The sequence below is a fragment of the Treponema vincentii genome, from assembly GCF_018336815.1.
Taxonomy (GTDB): Bacteria; Spirochaetota; Spirochaetia; order Treponematales; family Treponemataceae; genus Treponema.
Map to the genome: position 1 here is coordinate 1,756,388 of NZ_CP050497.1, position 15,586 is coordinate 1,771,973.

Consider the following 15,586-nt stretch of genomic DNA (forward strand, 5'->3'; position numbering starts at 1 on the left):
AGGAAGTTTGATATGATAGAACAATTTGTGTCCGATCTTACCTTTGAGGGGCAGCGCTATGCGGTGATTGTCCGCGCTCCCGTATCATCAGGGATCATTTCCGCCGTGCATCTGCCCCCCTTACCGGAAGGGTATGCCTTTTACGGAGCGGCACAGCTGCCTGCGCAAAAAAACGATCGAAGTATTCGAGCACTCGCTTCCTCTTTTTGCAGTGGACGAGATAGAATATAAGGAGCAAGCCGTCGGAATCCTTACCGGCGATAATCAGGCAACGCTTGAAGCGCTGCGGAAAGACATCACAATAGAACTGGAGCCGATACCCGAAGACAGTTTTGAAGCGGGGCGGACACATACGCTGTTTGACTATCCTATCGTTGCACGGGAGGCGTGCACTGCCGGAAATATCGATGCAATCTTTGAAACAGCCACCTCAACCGTATTCTCATCGCTTAAAATCGCTTCGCAATATGCTGCCCGTTCGGAACCGTTTTCCGCCGTTACGGTGTTCCGCGAGGACGGCCTTGACGTCTATGTACCCACCCAATGGCCGTTTCATGTCCGTGCCGCGGTAGCAAAAGTAACCGGACTTGCGGAAGAAGCCGTCATTGTACACCCAACCCAAACCGGCGAAACATTCAATGAGCTTTTATGGTATCCGTCCATCCTCGCCTGCCAGTGCGCCGTTGCGGCGGTTCTACAGCGGAACACCGTTTCGCTCAATTTATCGGCGGAAGAGAGCAGAGCGGCGGCGCCTAAAACGCCGGAGATGATTATCGAGCATAAATCGGCGCTGTCCGACACTCATTCGATTGCCGCAATGCAGATTTCGATTATTGTCAACGCCGGCGCCTGCTGCCCGCTCATCGGCACCATACTCAAGCAAATGACCGCAGCAGCATTAGGGCCGTACATAATACCGAACTACCGGATAGAAGTGCGGGCATCAAAAACGGCGGACGGCCTTATCGATATCCTTGAGGGATGGGGCGACTACTATGTGTCAAACGCACTGGAAAACCACATCAACAAGATTATTCAGGATTACAATCTCTCTCCGGCGGAATGGCGTGCAAAAAATATGCCGGACGATTACAGCGCCATTTTTTCAAGCCTCTTCGAACTCTTAACCGGCAAAAGCGATTTTACCTGTAAATATGCCGCATATAATGTTTTTAACCGAGGTAAAACGGATAAACGGGACGGACGCTGGCGCGGTATCGGCTTGGCAGCGGGCTTTCAATACAGCGGATGCGCTGCAGACTTCACCTATACGGCAGAGCTGACACTGGATGTTCACAACAAGCTTTCCATTAAGGCGGAACCGGCTGGGTCTGATTTAAAGAAAGTTATCAAGAAGCTGGCTGTGAAAAAGCTGGACATTGCCGAATCCGATATTACCTTTGCCGGTCTTACAACCGCCGATATGAATGAGTCAGGGCCTGCGACTGCCGGCAACACAGCCGGTATCGTTCTCCCCCTTGTTGAGCAATGCCTGAGTGATTTACAGGAGCAGCGCTTCCGCAATCCGCTGCCGATCAGTATTTCGAGGAGCACCAGCCCCGCGCAATCGGATGCCTCACAGTCTGCAGCTCCGCACCCCAATATTTTACAGCCCGATGCTCCGCAACAGGATGTTTCGCAGTCCAATACTCCGCCCCCCGATACTCCACAACAGAATGATCCTGCTACAGAAAATAAAACCGGAAAAAGCAGCATTTCGTTTATTTCCCAAACACCTGCTGTCTGTATTATCGAACTCGAACTGGACACCGTTTGCTATGAAATACAAATTCGGAAGGTGTGGTTCGCATGCCGTCCCGGAAAAATCTACGAAAAAAAGCAAATCCTCAACTATCTGCATAAGAATATTGCAACAGCATTATCGCGTACTGCTAAGGAAGCGCTTCCTTTAGTAGAAACCGATGATACTCCACTCCCCTATTCGGAATACCGGATGATGCTGCCGAATGAGATACCTCCCCTGTCCGTGGATATTCCCGAACGGGGAAATTCGATGAGCGCTTTCGATTCATCTGCGCTGAATATACTGCCTGCTGCATACCTTGCAGCGTTGAACCAAATACTGCTGCGTGTTCCTGCACGGATAGATGCGTTACCGATCCGGAGAGAACACCTCTTTAATGCTTTGACGGGGAAAAAATAATATGAAGATACGATTTCACCTCAATAACGAGGCGGTAGAGATTGAAGCCGATGCCGACGAGCGGTTGTCAGACGTACTAAGACGGGATTTCGGCATCCTCAGCGTACGGAAAAGCGGTATACAGGAGATGTATGGTTCCTGCACGGTATTATTAAACGATCATCCGGTGCCGTCCTGTATGCTCCCCGTCTTTGCCGCAGCGGGGCAAAACATTATCACGCTTGAAGCCTTTAGCGCTACGCAGGAATATAAAGACATTACCACTGCGTTTGAAAAAGAAGGCATTACACTGTGCGGTTTTTGTTCCGCTGGTACCCTTTTAACCGCGCATAGTATTGTGCAAAAGCATTGGAATCCTACCGACGAACAGATACGAGATGCTTATATCGGAACCGTGTGCCGATGTACCGATATCGTTTCGCTCACCGCGGCGTTAAAGCAGGTATGCAGATCAAGGAGAGGCAAGCGGCATGAAAAATAATTATATCATCAATACCGCAAAAAGTATGGCAGAGCTGTATACATTGATGCAGAACAATACCGACATTACTCCGCTTGCCGGCACCACCGGATTGCTCAAAGATTGCCATACCGACCGTTTCCCCTTGCCGGAATCGATTTTGTTCTTAAAGAATCTTCCCGAACTTGAAACCATCGCAAAACGGGAGCGCTTCATAGACTTCGGCGCTACCGCAACCCTCAATACCATTTTAGAGCTGGGAGAAAAGAATGTGCCGCAGATTCTCTATCAGGCGATTTTCCTTGCGGCAAACCCCGGGGTTCGTTCGCTTGCAACTATCGGCGGAAACATCGCACAAGCGCCCATGCAAAACTCTTGCCTTATCCCGCTAATCGCGCTCGATACAAAGATCGAAATACGGACACGGAAAGAAACGTTTTGGATGCCGCTGATTCAGTATTGCGACGAAAGCAGTAATGTGCTGCGTCATACCCCGCATATCATCCTTCGTGTGCGCGTCCCGTTTGAAGAATGGACTATTTCATATTACAAGCGGCTTGGGCCGATCGGTCATATTACTGCCGATACCGCCTCTTTTGTATTCCTCGCCCGCACACAGAAAAACCTGCTTTCCGATGTTAAACTGCTGTTCGGCAGCACTCAGCTGATAAAAAGTAAAGAGTTTGAAAACCTGCTCACCGGAAAGGGACTCCCCATCGACCGGCGCAGCGTCGGTGCATTGATGAAAGAAACCGAAGAAATTTTCAGCGATACCTTTACAGCCGCAGAAATCTCCGAGTTTCAAAAGGCGTGTTTTTTCAACTTAATTGAAGAAAGTATGTACTTACTAACCGGTTAAGCATAAAACCAGTAGAATCCCTATGTAACATATCCACAGAGCGGGCAAAGTATTTCGATAGGGATTCGTTCTATCAACACGGAGCCGCAGCGACAGGCATTTCGATACGAATTCGTTCTATCGACAAGGCGCCGCCCGCCCCGTCCAGCTCAATATCCAACCCTTGTACACAGACCCGCTGCCATGTCTCCTGCGGGTACTCAAAAAGGCCGGTGCGGTATTCCCGTATCTTGCCGGACGGGGCATGTCCGCCGACGGAGTCAAAACTGCCGGTTCGTCCCGCATCAGTGATATAGGCAGTTTTTCGGTTTTGCCGCCCGCCGCGCTGCTGCCCATAGCATGCTTCCGCAGCTTCCATCCGCGCATTAGGCAGCGCCTCTGATGCTGTCTGTTGCATATCGGTATGAGCGGCTGACTCAACAGCAGACACACCGCATTCGGCGGACATCAGCCGTTCATCGGCTGTGGCGGCGCCGGTGCCCGACCCGACCAACACAGAGAGTCTCCCCGCAAGAAAGAACGCCATAGTTTGTTTTTCGGCGGTTGCGGTTGAAGAAAAATCAGCCATGATAAACGGCGTTTCTCTTTCTATTTTCGGAAGCAGCGTCTGCATCAACGTAAACGGATTATCCGCTAAAAGCCGATGGTGTCCTACCCGTCCCAAAATCGAAATAACCGCAAGTTTTTCCCCGCTTCGGGCTGTAAAATAGCGGTAACCGGCTCCCGAACTGTGCTCAGGCAGATTGAAAGGGCGCAGCACAAAAGGCATCTGTGGGAGATTTTCAACTAAATCTTTTTTTTTGAAAGATACAATCTCCGCCGGTGATACAATCGATGCCCATCTTTCTCAAATAACCGGCATGTTGTTTGCCGAGCCCGCCCGCACCTGTCGCCATACCGGCATTTGCGATAATAAAGTCGGGTTGATAGCGGCGCTTAATCTCCGCGATATTTTTTTTAACCGCCCACACGCCTGCTTTACCGGTAATTTCGGCGATATAAAAAATTCTCACGGCTCATTCCGCTTTTGTACCAGTGTGTTCGGATTTTTTAATGCCAGCCTATCGATTATTTTAGTACATTTTTTTGCAAGCTTTTTGTTCCCCAGCATCGTATAGGTATCGCGTAAATTAAAGAGCGTATCCTCAGAATCGGGAGCAAGTGTCAGAGCCGATTCAAAGGCGCGGCGGGCTTGTTCATATTTTTCTTCATTAAAAAGGAGTGTACCGTAGTTATTCCAAATGCGGCCGTTTTCGGTTTCCAGCTCAAGCGCTTTCGTATATGCAAGCCGTGAAGCCTCCATCTCGCCGGTTTCATGGAGAACTACTCCCAACGTATCCCAAATATCTGCATCAAAGGGATTACAGCGCGCTGCCTCGTAGAGCGCATAGCGGGAGTTATCTTTATCATCAAGCGCATAGTAACTGAGTCCGAGGTTAAACCACATCAAACTGCTGAACGGTTCAAGCTGTAAGCCACGGCGAAGGCATGCAATCGCTTCGCTATGGCATCCCTCGGCAGCAAGCATTACTGCACTGTCATTAAAAAAATCAGCTGTCTCTTGCATATTTAAAATATATACTATTTTATAAAAAACCTCAATCGATGTAAAAATATGCATTACCGTCTATTTTGCTTCTTTTTAAACCGGCGGCATTCCCTGCTCTTCTGAAAATGCTCTATCCGGCACCACTATTTTTTACGAGTTTGCGATCCTTGACGCCCTTCATTTTTCCTATTAAAATCCGCAGAATAAGGAAATTAGGAATGGATATTATTAAGCGGAACGGAGAACGGGAGCCCTACAATGCCGAAAAGATTACATTGGCGATGCAGGCGGCGTTTAACAGTGTAACGAATGCGGCGGCGCAGCATGATGCAAATGCGGCTGCTCAAAACGATACGGTTGTACAAAATAGTGTGGAAACGTCAACGGTTAGCAATCTTGCGCAGGTACTGCAGCAGCTGACGGCGGAAATCGAAGCCGATATATATGAACTGAGCAAAAACGGGAATGCGGTACAGGTAGAAACTATTCAAGATTTAGTTGAAAAAACGCTCATCGAACATAATTATTACGCAGCGGTGAAGAGCTTTATCCTTTACCGTGTTGAACAGACAAAAAAACGGGATGCACGGCGTGCTATTGCCGCTCATTTTTCTTCCATTGAAATTCAACCGGTACTAACCCGTATCCAGCAGGATTTTCCCGAAGAACAGTACGGTTTAACGCTGCTCTTTCATAAGTTTGAATCCTTCCGTAAGCAGGATATGACAGAAGCGGAACTGCTGGCAATCCTGATAAAGGCTGCTGTTGAGCTTACTGCGCAGGAAGCTCCCCGCTGGGAGTTTATTGCCGCCCGCTTTTTAATGCTCGACTTTTCCGAAAAACTGAAAGCCGAACTTGCCAAGCGGAACATCCGATCATTCTACGAAAAGCTCACCTATCTGGAAGAAAAGGGTCTCTACGGCGCTTATATCCGTGCAGGTTATTCAAAAGAAGAGCTGGAAACAGCCTATTCGTATATCGATAACGATAAAAACGACCTTTTTACCTACAGCGGTTTGGATTTACTCTTGCGCCGGTATGTTATTTCCACACGGGGGCATATTCCGCTTGAAACACCGCAGGAGATGTTTTTAGGAATCGCCTTACACCTCGCCTTGCATGAAAAAAATGACCGGATGGAATGGGTGCGCCGCTTTTACCTGATGCTGAGCAGCTTGCAGGTTACCATGGCAACGCCGACCCTTTCCAATGCCCGTAAGCCCTATCATCAGCTTTCATCCTGCTTTATCGACACCGTTCCCGACTCACTCGACGGGATTTACCGCAGCATCGATAACTTTGCAAAGATTTCCAAATTCGGCGGCGGTATGGGGCTGTACTTCGGCAAGGTGCGGGCAGTCGGCGCACCCATCCGCGGGTTTCAAGGGGCGGCAGGCGGGGTCATCCGCTGGATAAAACTTGCAAACGATACCGCGGTTGCCGTCGATCAGCTGGGAGTGCGGCAGGGTTCGGTAGCCGTGTACTTGGACGTATGGCACAAGGATATCCCGGAGTTTTTGCAGCTCCGCACCAATAACGGCGACGACCGGATGAAGGCGCACGATGTGTTCCCTGCAGTGTGCTGCCCCGACCTTTTCTGGCGCACTGTCGATGAGGACATCAACGCTCCGTGGTACCTGATGTGCCCGCACGAGGTTCTCACGGTAAAAGGCTACGCGCTGGAAGACTTTTACGGTGAAGAATGGGAAAAACGCTACAAGGATTGTATCAATGATAACCGGATTTCAAAACGGGAAATCCCGATAAAAGAGCTGGTGCGCCTCATCCTAAAATCTGCGGTAGAAACCGGCACGCCGTTCATCTTTAACCGCGACCATGCGAACCGCGCTAACCCCAACGGGCATAAGGGCATGATCTACAGCTCCAACCTCTGTACCGAAATTGCACAGAATATGAGCCCGATCGAGACGGTGAATACCGAAATCCAAACACAGGACGGAGAGACTGTGGTTGTAACCGTTACAAAGCCCGGCAATTTCGTCGTCTGTAATCTCGCATCGCTTGTCCTCGGTAATATCGACACCGATAACGAAGCCGAGCTGGAAGGTGCCATAGAAGCGGCGGTACGCGCCTTGGATAATGTAATCGACCTCAATTTTTATCCCGTACCGTATGCAAAGATCACCAACGAGCAGTACCGCGCTATCGGCTTAGGCGTTTCGGGCTATCATCATTTACTGGCAAAAAAATACATTGCGTGGGAAAGCGAGGCGCACCTCCGCCTTGCCGATGGGCTGTTTGAAAAAATCAATTACTACGCAGTGCAGGCGAGTATGCGGATTGCTGAAGAGAAAGGTTCGTACAGCCTCTTTGAAGGCAGCGATTGGCAAACCGGCACGTATTTTGAAAAACGCGGCTATCATTCCGAACAATGGAACACGCTGCGAAATGCAGTTGCCCGACACGGTATGCGGAACGGCTATCTGTTAGCGGTCGCTCCGACCAGTTCAACCTCGATTGTCGCAGGCACCACCGCCGGCATCGATCCCATTATGAAGCGCTACTTTTTGGAAGAAAAGAAAGGCTCGTTGGTACCCCGTGTTGCCCCTGCCCTCTCGCTCGAAACCTATTGGCTGTATAAAAACGCCCACACCATTGATCAGCTCTGGAGCATCCGCGCCTGCGGTCTCCGCCAGCGTCATATCGATCAGGGGCAATCCATGAACTTCTATATTACCAACGAGTACAGCTTCCGGCAGGTGCTCAACTTGTATGTTGAAGCATGGAAAAACGGCGTAAAATCCGTCTACTATGTTCGCAGCCGCTCCCTCGAAGTGGAAGAATGCGAAAGCTGCAGCTCGTAGCGGAAACATATTCAACGATTGCTCATCTTTCACATAATTGACGTACGGAAATATGTACACTATACTAGGGTTAGTTCTTAGAGGTTCCTTATAGTTTATCAACGGAGGTTCTGTATGGATGCAATCAATATAACAAAGGCACGGGCAAATCTATTCAAAATTATAGCAGAAGTAAATGCGCACTCCGAGCCGGTGATTTTGACAAATACGAAAGGCAAAAATGCTGTTTTGATTAGTGAAGATGATTGGAATGCACTACAAGAAACCATCTATTTAAATTCCATTCCCGGAATGGCTGCTTCGTTGCAAAAAGGAATGGAAACTCCGCTGGAAGAATGTATTGCAGAAAAAGATGTTTTGTGGTAATTGCCGATGTATCATATAGTGTACGATAAGCAAGCCATTAAAGACATAAAAAATTTAAAATCGGCTCGGCTGGATACAAAAGCAAAAAGACTGATAGAAATTGTCAGAAGCAATCCGTTTGCAAATCCTCCACCTTATGAAGCGCTTATCGGGAATCTTACGGGACTGTATTCACGGAGAATTACTATTAAACATAGATTTGTGTATCAAGTCTTTCCCGGCAAGATTACGGTAGACGATAGCGAATATGATGGAACTGTGAAAATTATCAGGATGTGGACACATTATGATGATATATCATGATGGGGCAATATGCTAACTTTCACATAATTGACAAACTAATCGGTTGCAGTAAATACTAAAACTCGCTATAATATGCGCTATGATTTTTCCGTTAAAAGAATTGATTGAATTCAAAGGCAATATTTACGAAATTACCTGCGCTGCAACACGGCGCGCTTTTCAGCTGGTAACTATTCAAGATCCGATACTTGAAGAGAATAACGATAAGGTTGTATGCACTGCAGCTTCGCAAGTGTTTACCGGCGCTATCGACTATAAAATAGAATACCGCCCCGATCATTCCTAATTCTTGATATCGACACATACAATTCCTGTTGCGGTTATTTTCGGAGCTACCGCCTGCGGAAAAACCGCGCTTGCCGCTCATCTTTTTGCTTCTCCTGTTAATCCCATTAAAGCAGAGATTATATCTGCGGATTCGGTGCAAGTATATCGCGGTATGCCGATCGGTTCGGCTCAGCCTCCGCAAGCGCTTCTCGATACGCTCCCCCATCACCTTATCAGTATATGCGACCCTTCCGAAGAATTTTCCGTAGCGGACTTTGTACGCAGCGCGGATGCACTCTGCCAGGACATTGCAAGCCGCGGCAACCTGCCGGTTGTACTTGGCGGGACGGCTTTTTACATTAAGCATTTTATGTACGGTATGCCGGTTACCCCGCAGGCGAATCCGGTTTTACGTGCACAGTTGCAAGAACGGATGCAGCGTGTCGGCGCCGCGGCAATGCACGAGGAACTTGCGTCTTTTGACCCCGCATCGGCAGCAAAAATCCACATCCATGACGAATACCGTATCCTCCGCGCGCACGAGGTGTATTGCGCCTCGGGGCGGCCGCTCAGCTCATTCGAGCTGTCGTACCGTTATCGCGAGGGTTTCCGCTTTTGCCCGATATGTTTAGACCGCCCTCGCGATGAACTGTACCGGCGCATCGAAGCCCGTGTCGATGAGATGTTTGCGCAAGGGTTGCAACAGGAAATTGCGCAGCTCGTTTCGCAGGGCTGTACTGCCGAATATCCTGCGATGAAGGCTATCGGGTATCGGGAGTTTTTTGAGCTGTCCCCCGATGCGCCGGCGGCCGCCCCGCTCGATGCGGTGAAAGACCTCATTAAGCGCAACAGCAAACGCTACGCCAAACGGCAGCAAACCTTTTTCCAATCTTTCCCGAATGTTCACCGCATCGACATGACCGACCCGAAAAGCGGACAGCAAGTTGCAGAGATAGTACGAAGGCTATTTTAGCAAAGCGATTTCAAAATTTACTCATTTCTCCTGACACGCTAAGAAATCTGTGATGTTAAGGAATCGGTGATTGACATTTCACAGTCAAGCTGGTACAGTTACTAACTGTCTATTTCAAAATGAAGAAAACTAAAATCCGGATACATTAAGGAAACAAAACTATGGCGGGCTTTAAAAAGAATACGTTGGCAATCGGAAGTATTATTATTCTGGTGTTCTCGGTAATTGCATTTGTCTTTGTTCCGGCAGCAGGCGGACAATGGGGCAGTAATACAAAAACAACGCTTGGTAAATGGAAGAACAAGCGGCTTGACTACACGGCTGACGGGCTTTTTTTACGGGAATACCGGCAGCTTCATCGCTCTGCCGAACTGCGCGGATACCTGAGAAGCGATAATAAAATCCAGCAGGAATTTATAGAACGGCAGATTATGCGTACGGCGTTTAACGCGTCAATGATTCAACTCGCGGCACAGGAAGAAGCCCTGAACGCCGGTTTCTATCTGCCCAATAAGAATATCAACAAGGCGCTCATTTCATATTATACCGATTCGACGGGCGCTTATTCGGAAAAACTATACGCTCAGACATCGGAACAGCAGCGGCTTGCCTATCGGCGGGAAGTAATCGATTATCTTACCGCACAGCGATATATTGAAGACAACTTCGGTACCTATAATAATATATTCGGCCTAAAAACCAGCTCGGCAGAAACCGCTTTTGTGCAGAAAATGGCGGAAAAAGAGCGTATCTTTAAGTATGTCGTATTTGAGGAAAGCCAATTCCCGCAGGATAAAATCCGTGCGTATGGAGAAGAACACGCGGATCTGTTTGCAGAGCATAGCTTACTGATGTTGACATTTAACTCGCAGGAGGATGCGAATAAAACCGCTCAAGCGCTCCAAAAAGGAGAAATCACGTTTGAAGACGCCGTTATAACAAATTCTACCAAGCTGGGTACCGATTCTAATGGAAAGCTGTTATCTCCGTACCGAACAACGATAAACCGGACATTCCCCGAATCACAGGATCTTGATACCGTACTCAAGCTCGGTGTCGATGAGGTGAGTTCCGTTGTTAAAACTTCTTCAGGATATGCAATTGTAAAATGCACCGCTCCGGTTACGCCTGCCGATTTTTCATTAGACGAAACACGAGAACGTGTATTCTCGTATATGAAATCGAATGAACGCGGTATTATCGAAGATTACCTTGAACAAAAGGCAAAAACCTTTATCGAAGCGGCAAAAATCGGCGGGTTTGCGCATGAAGCTTCCGTAAACGATTTGGTTGTACAGACGAGCAATCCGATGACGTTAAATTACGGTAATGCCGATATCCTACCTCAGATTTCATCTCAGGCTGACTCCTTCTTTGCATCGGGAGTGCGGAACGAAACGTTCTTTAAAAAAGCATTCGCACTTAAACAAGGGGAAATTTCCGAGCCGATTTTGCTGGGCGCAAATGTGCTGGTATTGCAGCTTGATGAAGAGAAAGCCGGTTCGGAAGAAACGCAAAATAACATCGCAACCTCATACCGGCAGTTTGCATCGGTTTGGTATTACGAATACCCGCTTGCCATGCTTGCCTATCAGCAGCTTTCATGGGGGCAGCAGACTTTTATCGATTTTGTGTTGAACAGCAAAAATTTTACCGACAATTTTAACACGGTATTCAACTAAAAGATTGATTAACAACAAAGATGAAAAGCCTCTGCTGATACAAACAGACAGGGGCTTTTCCGTTTTATACCGAAATAAATATCTCTATTCAAAATACAATCCTCAAGCAGCCATTACAACACAGATTGCATCGTTGCAGATACCCGATTCTACATTGATACTCTGCCTTTCGCCGGTACTCGGATACGGACTGAAAGAATTGGCGGAAAAGCTGCCGCCCTCTTCTTATATCCTTGCGTTGGAATGCGATCAAGTATTGATGCGGTTCTCGCTTGATCATTACGATTTCTCCCCATTTGCACAGCAACGGTTTTCTTATATCCGAACGGATTCGGTTGCAGAGGTGCTAAAAAAGATAGAAGCCTTACCGCTGTTTCCCTTTAAAAAGTGTATTGCCCTTTCCTTTTCAGGAGGGGTACAGTTGAATCAAACCTTTTATGATGAGGTGCGCTTATATGCAGATGAGGTAATTTCTCGGTTCTGGAAAAACAGGATAACGCTGATGCACCTCGGCAGGAATTACGCACATAATACATTCCGCAATCTCCTCTCGCTGGCGAGATCGCTTGCAAAATCGTCGGCGAGGCCGATGAGAGAATCGCTCACAAGATCGCCGGAGAACTCGCTGGCAGGCTCTCCTGCATGGGGTCTACCGTCGACTAAGAGTAATTTCCGGTTGCTCACCGGCGATGAGCGTATCCGCAAGCCTCTTTTGATTGCAGGCGCCGGACCATCGCTGGATACTGTACGGGATTTTATCATCAAGAATAGAAACTCCTTTTTTTTACTTGCAGTGGATGCCGCGGCTGCAGCGCTTTTACCCGATATTCAACCTGATGCAATAGTACTGGTGGAATCTCAGTATTGGATTGATTCAGCGTTCATCGGCTTGCACAAATACGGCATACCGATCTTTGCCGATCTGACAGCTTCTCCCCGTGCGCTGCAAGCATGCGGCGGAAATGTATACTTTTTTTGCACCGAGTATGCTCGATTAAAGTATTTGGAACGTCTCTATCAGACGCTGCATCCGCTTACTCTTCCGCCGATGGGATCGGTAGGATTGACGGCAATACAGCTTGCTTTAGCGCTGACTGCCCCTCACCTACCCATACTGCATACCGGTTTGGATTTTGCATGGCAAAACGGTCTTACCCATGCCGCCGGAAGCAGCCCCATAAAAAAACTCTTTGCGGAAATAACCCGCACCGAATCGCCGTATAAGCTCAGTGTTTCTACCGGTATGCAGTGTATTTACGGAAAGCGAGGACTTTCCTATTGGACAACGCCGGTGCTTTCCGGCTACGCAGAACTGTACCGCCATACTTTCGCCGGAAATGAGCGAGTGATCGACATCGGGACGGAGGGCTGCTTTTTGAACGGCCGACAAGCTGATATGACCGAAGCGGAGCGGATACTTACCGATGCCGGTAAATCAAATATAAATGCGGACAGTACAGCTATCGGAACCGGTTGCTCGCAGACAAATGCAGCCGATAGTTTTTTTGATTCCGTTTGTGAATCAGACACTGCAAACGAACGATATGAAGCGCTCTGCGGCTATCTTGCCGGTGAAGCAGAAGCCCTGACAGTACTGAATGATCACTTACAGGGTAAACGCTCGATATCGGAACATATGATGGAACAACTCTTCGCAGAGCGTGACTATCTGTACAGCCACTTTCCCGATGCTGCACGTGGCTATTCACTTGACCTCGGTTTTTTAAAACGGGCAGGTATCGAGCTGCGATATCTGTTAAAGATTCTCGGGTAACGGATATCAATAATGTATACTTACACAGGCAGTAGCTATCATCGGAAACTGCCTATCGCCCCTGTAAAATCCTATTACAATACTTTCTACACCGACTGATTGCGACGTGCGCAAAGACAGACATATTCTTCCTTTAAGGTTAAAAGCAATTCATCTTCCAAAAAACGCTATGCTGCGTGCAGCATAGCGTTTATTTCCTGCATGGTATCGGCAAACAGCAGCACGTCATCCATATAGCGGACATAGCCTTTTACCTTTATCTCCTCTTTTGCATAGTGATCAAAAGCGCCAAGATAAAAGTTTGCAAAGTATTGGCTCGTTAAATTACCGATCGGTAAACCCCGTCCTTCCGTTACACAATAGGATGCAAGCAGCGTATTAAATAAATAATGAAGTTAGGGGAAGACTTTTCTTTTTTTTCGATAAAAAGAAAAGTCTTCCCCTACGACCCCATGTAAAGAAAAATGACGACTTAGGGTTCTACCCTAAGAACCCGCCTTTCTTCCAAAGCTTATTCTAAAATAAAAGCTAAAAAGTAATGGTTTTCACCCTAACTCGTTTCAGAACCGCCGTCCGCGACGGTAGAGAAACGGCAGGTATTAAACTCTCCGTACAAATAAACCTCAGGTACTCACCATACTCATGTCAATCGAGGCAAAGAGGCTGCTGTCCGCTTGCGCTGAATATATGCCAGAGCCGCACAGCATACGCCAACTGCAAACGTCGCTGTCGAAAAGGCCAAGCGCCCTACTCCGGTTTCCGGCGCAATAACCGGTAGTCGTGCAAAAAAATCCGCAGACGCAAAGATTATCCGATATGCAGCGTCCAATCCGTATCCAAGCAGCGGACTCGTGAACGGGAAGATAAGCGCAAGCGGAATGCAGATAAGCCCCGCTATGAGGAAAACCGAAACAAGCGGACTCACCACACATGAAGCAATTACCCCCGCCGCTGCGATATTCCCGATTGCAGAAATAACAATCGGGGCGGTAAAAAGCTGTGCGCCGACGGATGCGGAAATACTGCCTGCAAAAGCCGGAGGTATTTTTCCTGCCAAAAGACGGGCGCACGCATCGCCGAAGATGATGATGCCGGCGCATGCCCCATACGAAAGCATAAACCCAAGCATTATTGCTTCAGCGCCGGCGATTGCGATATGCACGGTTAGCATGGCGCATAGTACCGACAAAGGCGGCGGCTTTAAACCGAGTGCTTTTCCTGCAGCGGCGATACATACCATTCCCAATGCACGGTTCAACGAAGGCGCGGAGCCGGCAAACCATACAAATAGGAAAACCGCCGCAAGCGAAAACCATACTGCCCTGCTTTTATGCCCGAATACCCTACCCCCTTGCAGCGCCGCCATCCCGATTAATGAAAGATGCATCCCCGACAGCGCAAGGATATGGGCAAGACCGGCGTTGCGGAAAGCCGCGATGCATCCTGCCGGTAAGAACGCTTTATCGGCAGCAAGCAGCGCAAGCAAAAGTCCGCCCGCATCGCCCCAACCGTATAGCATCCGCATAAAAGCAAAGCGGAAAAACGCGCGGAGGCGGCTAAGCGGAGAATTCCATCCGAGAAACATCGGCTGCACCGGCTGCGCATAAAACACTGTTCCCGTTTTACCGAACTTTCCTTGAACTGCAAGCCGCATTCCGCGGACATAAAACCGGCATTCTTGCGGCTTTTGCAAATAGTCAGCAAAAGCCGCCGTACCGCGCAGCAACGGAATCGTCTTTTCGGATTGCTCCGCTTCGCCGATGCGGGTAATGTCTCCTGAATATGTTCCGCGGACAAGCGCTGCCGGAACAAAGAGCTGTATGACACCTGATGCGGAAAATTGTTCATTGCGGCCGGTGCTGCATGCAATCAGTTTAACCGGTATGCGATAATAATCGGCACCCGTCGGCACAGGCTCTGCGGTTAATTCCGCAATAACCGTCCGTACCATATACAATGCTGCAAGTGTTTGAGGTGGGCGCTGTTCTCTTTGCAGAGCCAGCGCCGAATATGAGCCGATTGCAATTCCGGCAGCCGCACAAAGCGCAAACCGAACTGCAAATCGTACGCAATGCATAGGAATCGCAGTTCGGTGATTCCGGTCGTGCCGCTCTCGGTATTTTAAGTTTCGATGCAACAGCTTACCCGCTACGGATACCGCTATTAAAAACACCGATAGCACGCAGAATAATAAAACCGCCGTCAAAAAGATAAACGATGTAATGAGACCGCCGATGTACGCAAACGCATAAAGCGTATAAAAAACAGCTGTCGATGCCGCAGCAAGAACCGTAACAGGCGGGACAATATGTCTACTATCCATACAAACCTCTTACGATTCCTTATACGCCACGGTGTACAAAA

At 48.5% G+C, this 15,586-nt stretch carries 15 protein-coding genes; 11 read left to right on the top strand and 4 right to left on the bottom strand.

Annotation, left to right across the window (positions count from 1 at the left end; translation table 11 throughout):
• The first annotated feature begins 12 nt into the window (after nucleotides 1–12).
• Genes GWP40_RS12840 through GWP40_RS07855 form a run of 4 tightly spaced genes read left to right on the top strand, consistent with a single transcriptional unit; the run spans nucleotide 13 to nucleotide 3,483 of the window.
• Nucleotides 13–231 (top strand): hypothetical protein, encoded by a 219-nt coding sequence (locus GWP40_RS12840; protein WP_230974337.1) that lies wholly within the window; start codon nucleotides 13–15, stop codon nucleotides 229–231.
• The gene (locus GWP40_RS07845; RefSeq protein ID WP_230974338.1) at nucleotides 212–2,164 is read left to right on the top strand and encodes a molybdopterin cofactor-binding domain-containing protein; all 1,953 of its coding nucleotides are present in this window, start codon (nucleotides 212–214) and stop codon (nucleotides 2,162–2,164) included. The genes GWP40_RS12840 and GWP40_RS07845 overlap by 20 nt, the downstream gene beginning before the upstream one ends.
• Before the next feature lies 1 nt (nucleotide 2,165).
• Nucleotides 2,166–2,645, top strand: a complete 480-nt coding sequence (locus GWP40_RS07850; protein ID WP_212564879.1) for a (2Fe-2S)-binding protein — start codon at nucleotides 2,166–2,168, stop codon at nucleotides 2,643–2,645.
• Complete coding sequence (locus GWP40_RS07855) at nucleotides 2,635–3,483, top strand: FAD binding domain-containing protein (RefSeq protein ID WP_212564880.1); 849 nt, start codon at nucleotides 2,635–2,637, stop codon at nucleotides 3,481–3,483. Before GWP40_RS07850 ends, GWP40_RS07855 begins: the two co-directional genes overlap by 11 nt.
• A 73-nt stretch (nucleotides 3,484–3,556) precedes the next feature.
• Here GWP40_RS07855 and GWP40_RS07860 read toward each other — a convergent pair whose 3' ends face one another.
• The 3 genes from GWP40_RS07860 to GWP40_RS07865 are packed head-to-tail and all read right to left on the bottom strand — an operon-like array spanning nucleotide 3,557 to nucleotide 5,050.
• Nucleotides 3,557–4,252 (bottom strand): YmdB family metallophosphoesterase, encoded by a 696-nt coding sequence (locus GWP40_RS07860; protein WP_230974339.1) that lies wholly within the window; start codon nucleotides 4,250–4,252, stop codon nucleotides 3,557–3,559.
• 13 nt (nucleotides 4,253–4,265) lie between these two features.
• On the bottom strand, nucleotides 4,266–4,496 hold the full coding sequence (locus GWP40_RS12845; RefSeq protein WP_230974340.1) for a YmdB family metallophosphoesterase: 231 nt from the start codon (nucleotides 4,494–4,496) through the stop codon (nucleotides 4,266–4,268).
• The gene (locus GWP40_RS07865) at nucleotides 4,493–5,050 is read right to left on the bottom strand and encodes a tetratricopeptide repeat protein (RefSeq protein ID WP_212564881.1); all 558 of its coding nucleotides are present in this window, start codon (nucleotides 5,048–5,050) and stop codon (nucleotides 4,493–4,495) included. The genes GWP40_RS12845 and GWP40_RS07865 overlap by 4 nt, the downstream gene beginning before the upstream one ends.
• 200 nt (nucleotides 5,051–5,250) lie before the next feature.
• Between GWP40_RS07865 and GWP40_RS07870 the strand changes: the two genes are divergently transcribed.
• The 7 genes from GWP40_RS07870 to GWP40_RS07900 all read left to right on the top strand — a co-directional run bounded on the left by GWP40_RS07870 (nucleotide 5,251) and on the right by GWP40_RS07900 (nucleotide 13,222).
• Nucleotides 5,251–7,857, top strand: coding sequence for a ribonucleoside-diphosphate reductase subunit alpha (locus tag GWP40_RS07870; protein WP_212564882.1), 2,607 nt, complete (start codon nucleotides 5,251–5,253; stop codon nucleotides 7,855–7,857).
• 114 nt (nucleotides 7,858–7,971) lie between these two features.
• Nucleotides 7,972–8,223 carry a type II toxin-antitoxin system Phd/YefM family antitoxin gene (locus GWP40_RS07875; protein WP_206181781.1) on the top strand — a complete coding sequence of 84 codons (252 nt, stop codon included), beginning with the start codon at nucleotides 7,972–7,974 and terminating at the stop codon, nucleotides 8,221–8,223.
• Between the two features lie 6 nt (nucleotides 8,224–8,229).
• On the top strand, nucleotides 8,230–8,526 hold the full coding sequence (locus tag GWP40_RS07880) for a Txe/YoeB family addiction module toxin (protein WP_212564883.1): 297 nt from the start codon (nucleotides 8,230–8,232) through the stop codon (nucleotides 8,524–8,526).
• Nucleotides 8,527–8,605: 79 nt separating this feature from the next.
• Complete coding sequence (locus GWP40_RS07885) at nucleotides 8,606–8,812, top strand: DNA-directed RNA polymerase subunit omega (protein ID WP_044012743.1); 207 nt, start codon at nucleotides 8,606–8,608, stop codon at nucleotides 8,810–8,812.
• A gap of 3 nt (nucleotides 8,813–8,815) precedes the next feature.
• On the top strand, nucleotides 8,816–9,766 hold the full coding sequence (gene miaA / locus GWP40_RS07890; protein WP_212564884.1) for a tRNA (adenosine(37)-N6)-dimethylallyltransferase MiaA: 951 nt from the start codon (nucleotides 8,816–8,818) through the stop codon (nucleotides 9,764–9,766).
• A gap of 161 nt (nucleotides 9,767–9,927) precedes the next feature.
• Nucleotides 9,928–11,448, top strand: a complete 1,521-nt coding sequence (locus GWP40_RS07895) for a peptidyl-prolyl cis-trans isomerase (RefSeq protein ID WP_212564885.1) — start codon at nucleotides 9,928–9,930, stop codon at nucleotides 11,446–11,448.
• Nucleotides 11,449–11,452: 4 nt separating this feature from the next.
• On the top strand, nucleotides 11,453–13,222 hold the full coding sequence (locus tag GWP40_RS07900) for a 6-hydroxymethylpterin diphosphokinase MptE-like protein (protein ID WP_230974341.1): 1,770 nt from the start codon (nucleotides 11,453–11,455) through the stop codon (nucleotides 13,220–13,222).
• 640 nt (nucleotides 13,223–13,862) lie between these two features.
• On the opposite strand, the gene GWP40_RS07905 is transcribed toward GWP40_RS07900, so the two are convergent.
• Nucleotides 13,863–15,545, bottom strand: coding sequence for a ComEC/Rec2 family competence protein (locus GWP40_RS07905; protein WP_212564886.1), 1,683 nt, complete (start codon nucleotides 15,543–15,545; stop codon nucleotides 13,863–13,865).
• Nucleotides 15,546–15,586: the final 41 nt, after the last annotated feature.

Excerpts from the sequence above, each read along its gene's own strand:
- GWP40_RS12840 (WP_230974337.1), top strand. The coding sequence starts at position 13 with ATGATAGAACAATTTGTGTCCGATCTTACCTTTGAGGGGCAGCGCTAT.
- GWP40_RS07850 (WP_212564879.1), top strand. The coding sequence starts at position 2,166 with ATGAAGATACGATTTCACCTCAATAACGAGGCGGTAGAGATTGAAGCC.
- GWP40_RS07855 (WP_212564880.1), top strand. The coding sequence starts at position 2,635 with ATGAAAAATAATTATATCATCAATACCGCAAAAAGTATGGCAGAGCTG.
- GWP40_RS07860 (WP_230974339.1), bottom strand. The coding sequence starts at position 4,252 with ATGCCTTTTGTGCTGCGCCCTTTCAATCTGCCTGAGCACAGTTCGGGA.
- GWP40_RS07865 (WP_212564881.1), bottom strand. The coding sequence starts at position 5,050 with ATGCAAGAGACAGCTGATTTTTTTAATGACAGTGCAGTAATGCTTGCT.
- GWP40_RS07870 (WP_212564882.1), top strand. The coding sequence starts at position 5,251 with ATGGATATTATTAAGCGGAACGGAGAACGGGAGCCCTACAATGCCGAA.
- GWP40_RS07875 (WP_206181781.1), top strand. The coding sequence starts at position 7,972 with ATGGATGCAATCAATATAACAAAGGCACGGGCAAATCTATTCAAAATT.
- GWP40_RS07880 (WP_212564883.1), top strand. The coding sequence starts at position 8,230 with ATGTATCATATAGTGTACGATAAGCAAGCCATTAAAGACATAAAAAAT.
- GWP40_RS07885 (WP_044012743.1), top strand. The coding sequence starts at position 8,606 with ATGATTTTTCCGTTAAAAGAATTGATTGAATTCAAAGGCAATATTTAC.
- GWP40_RS07895 (WP_212564885.1), top strand. The coding sequence starts at position 9,928 with ATGGCGGGCTTTAAAAAGAATACGTTGGCAATCGGAAGTATTATTATT.
- GWP40_RS07905 (WP_212564886.1), bottom strand. The coding sequence starts at position 15,545 with ATGGATAGTAGACATATTGTCCCGCCTGTTACGGTTCTTGCTGCGGCA.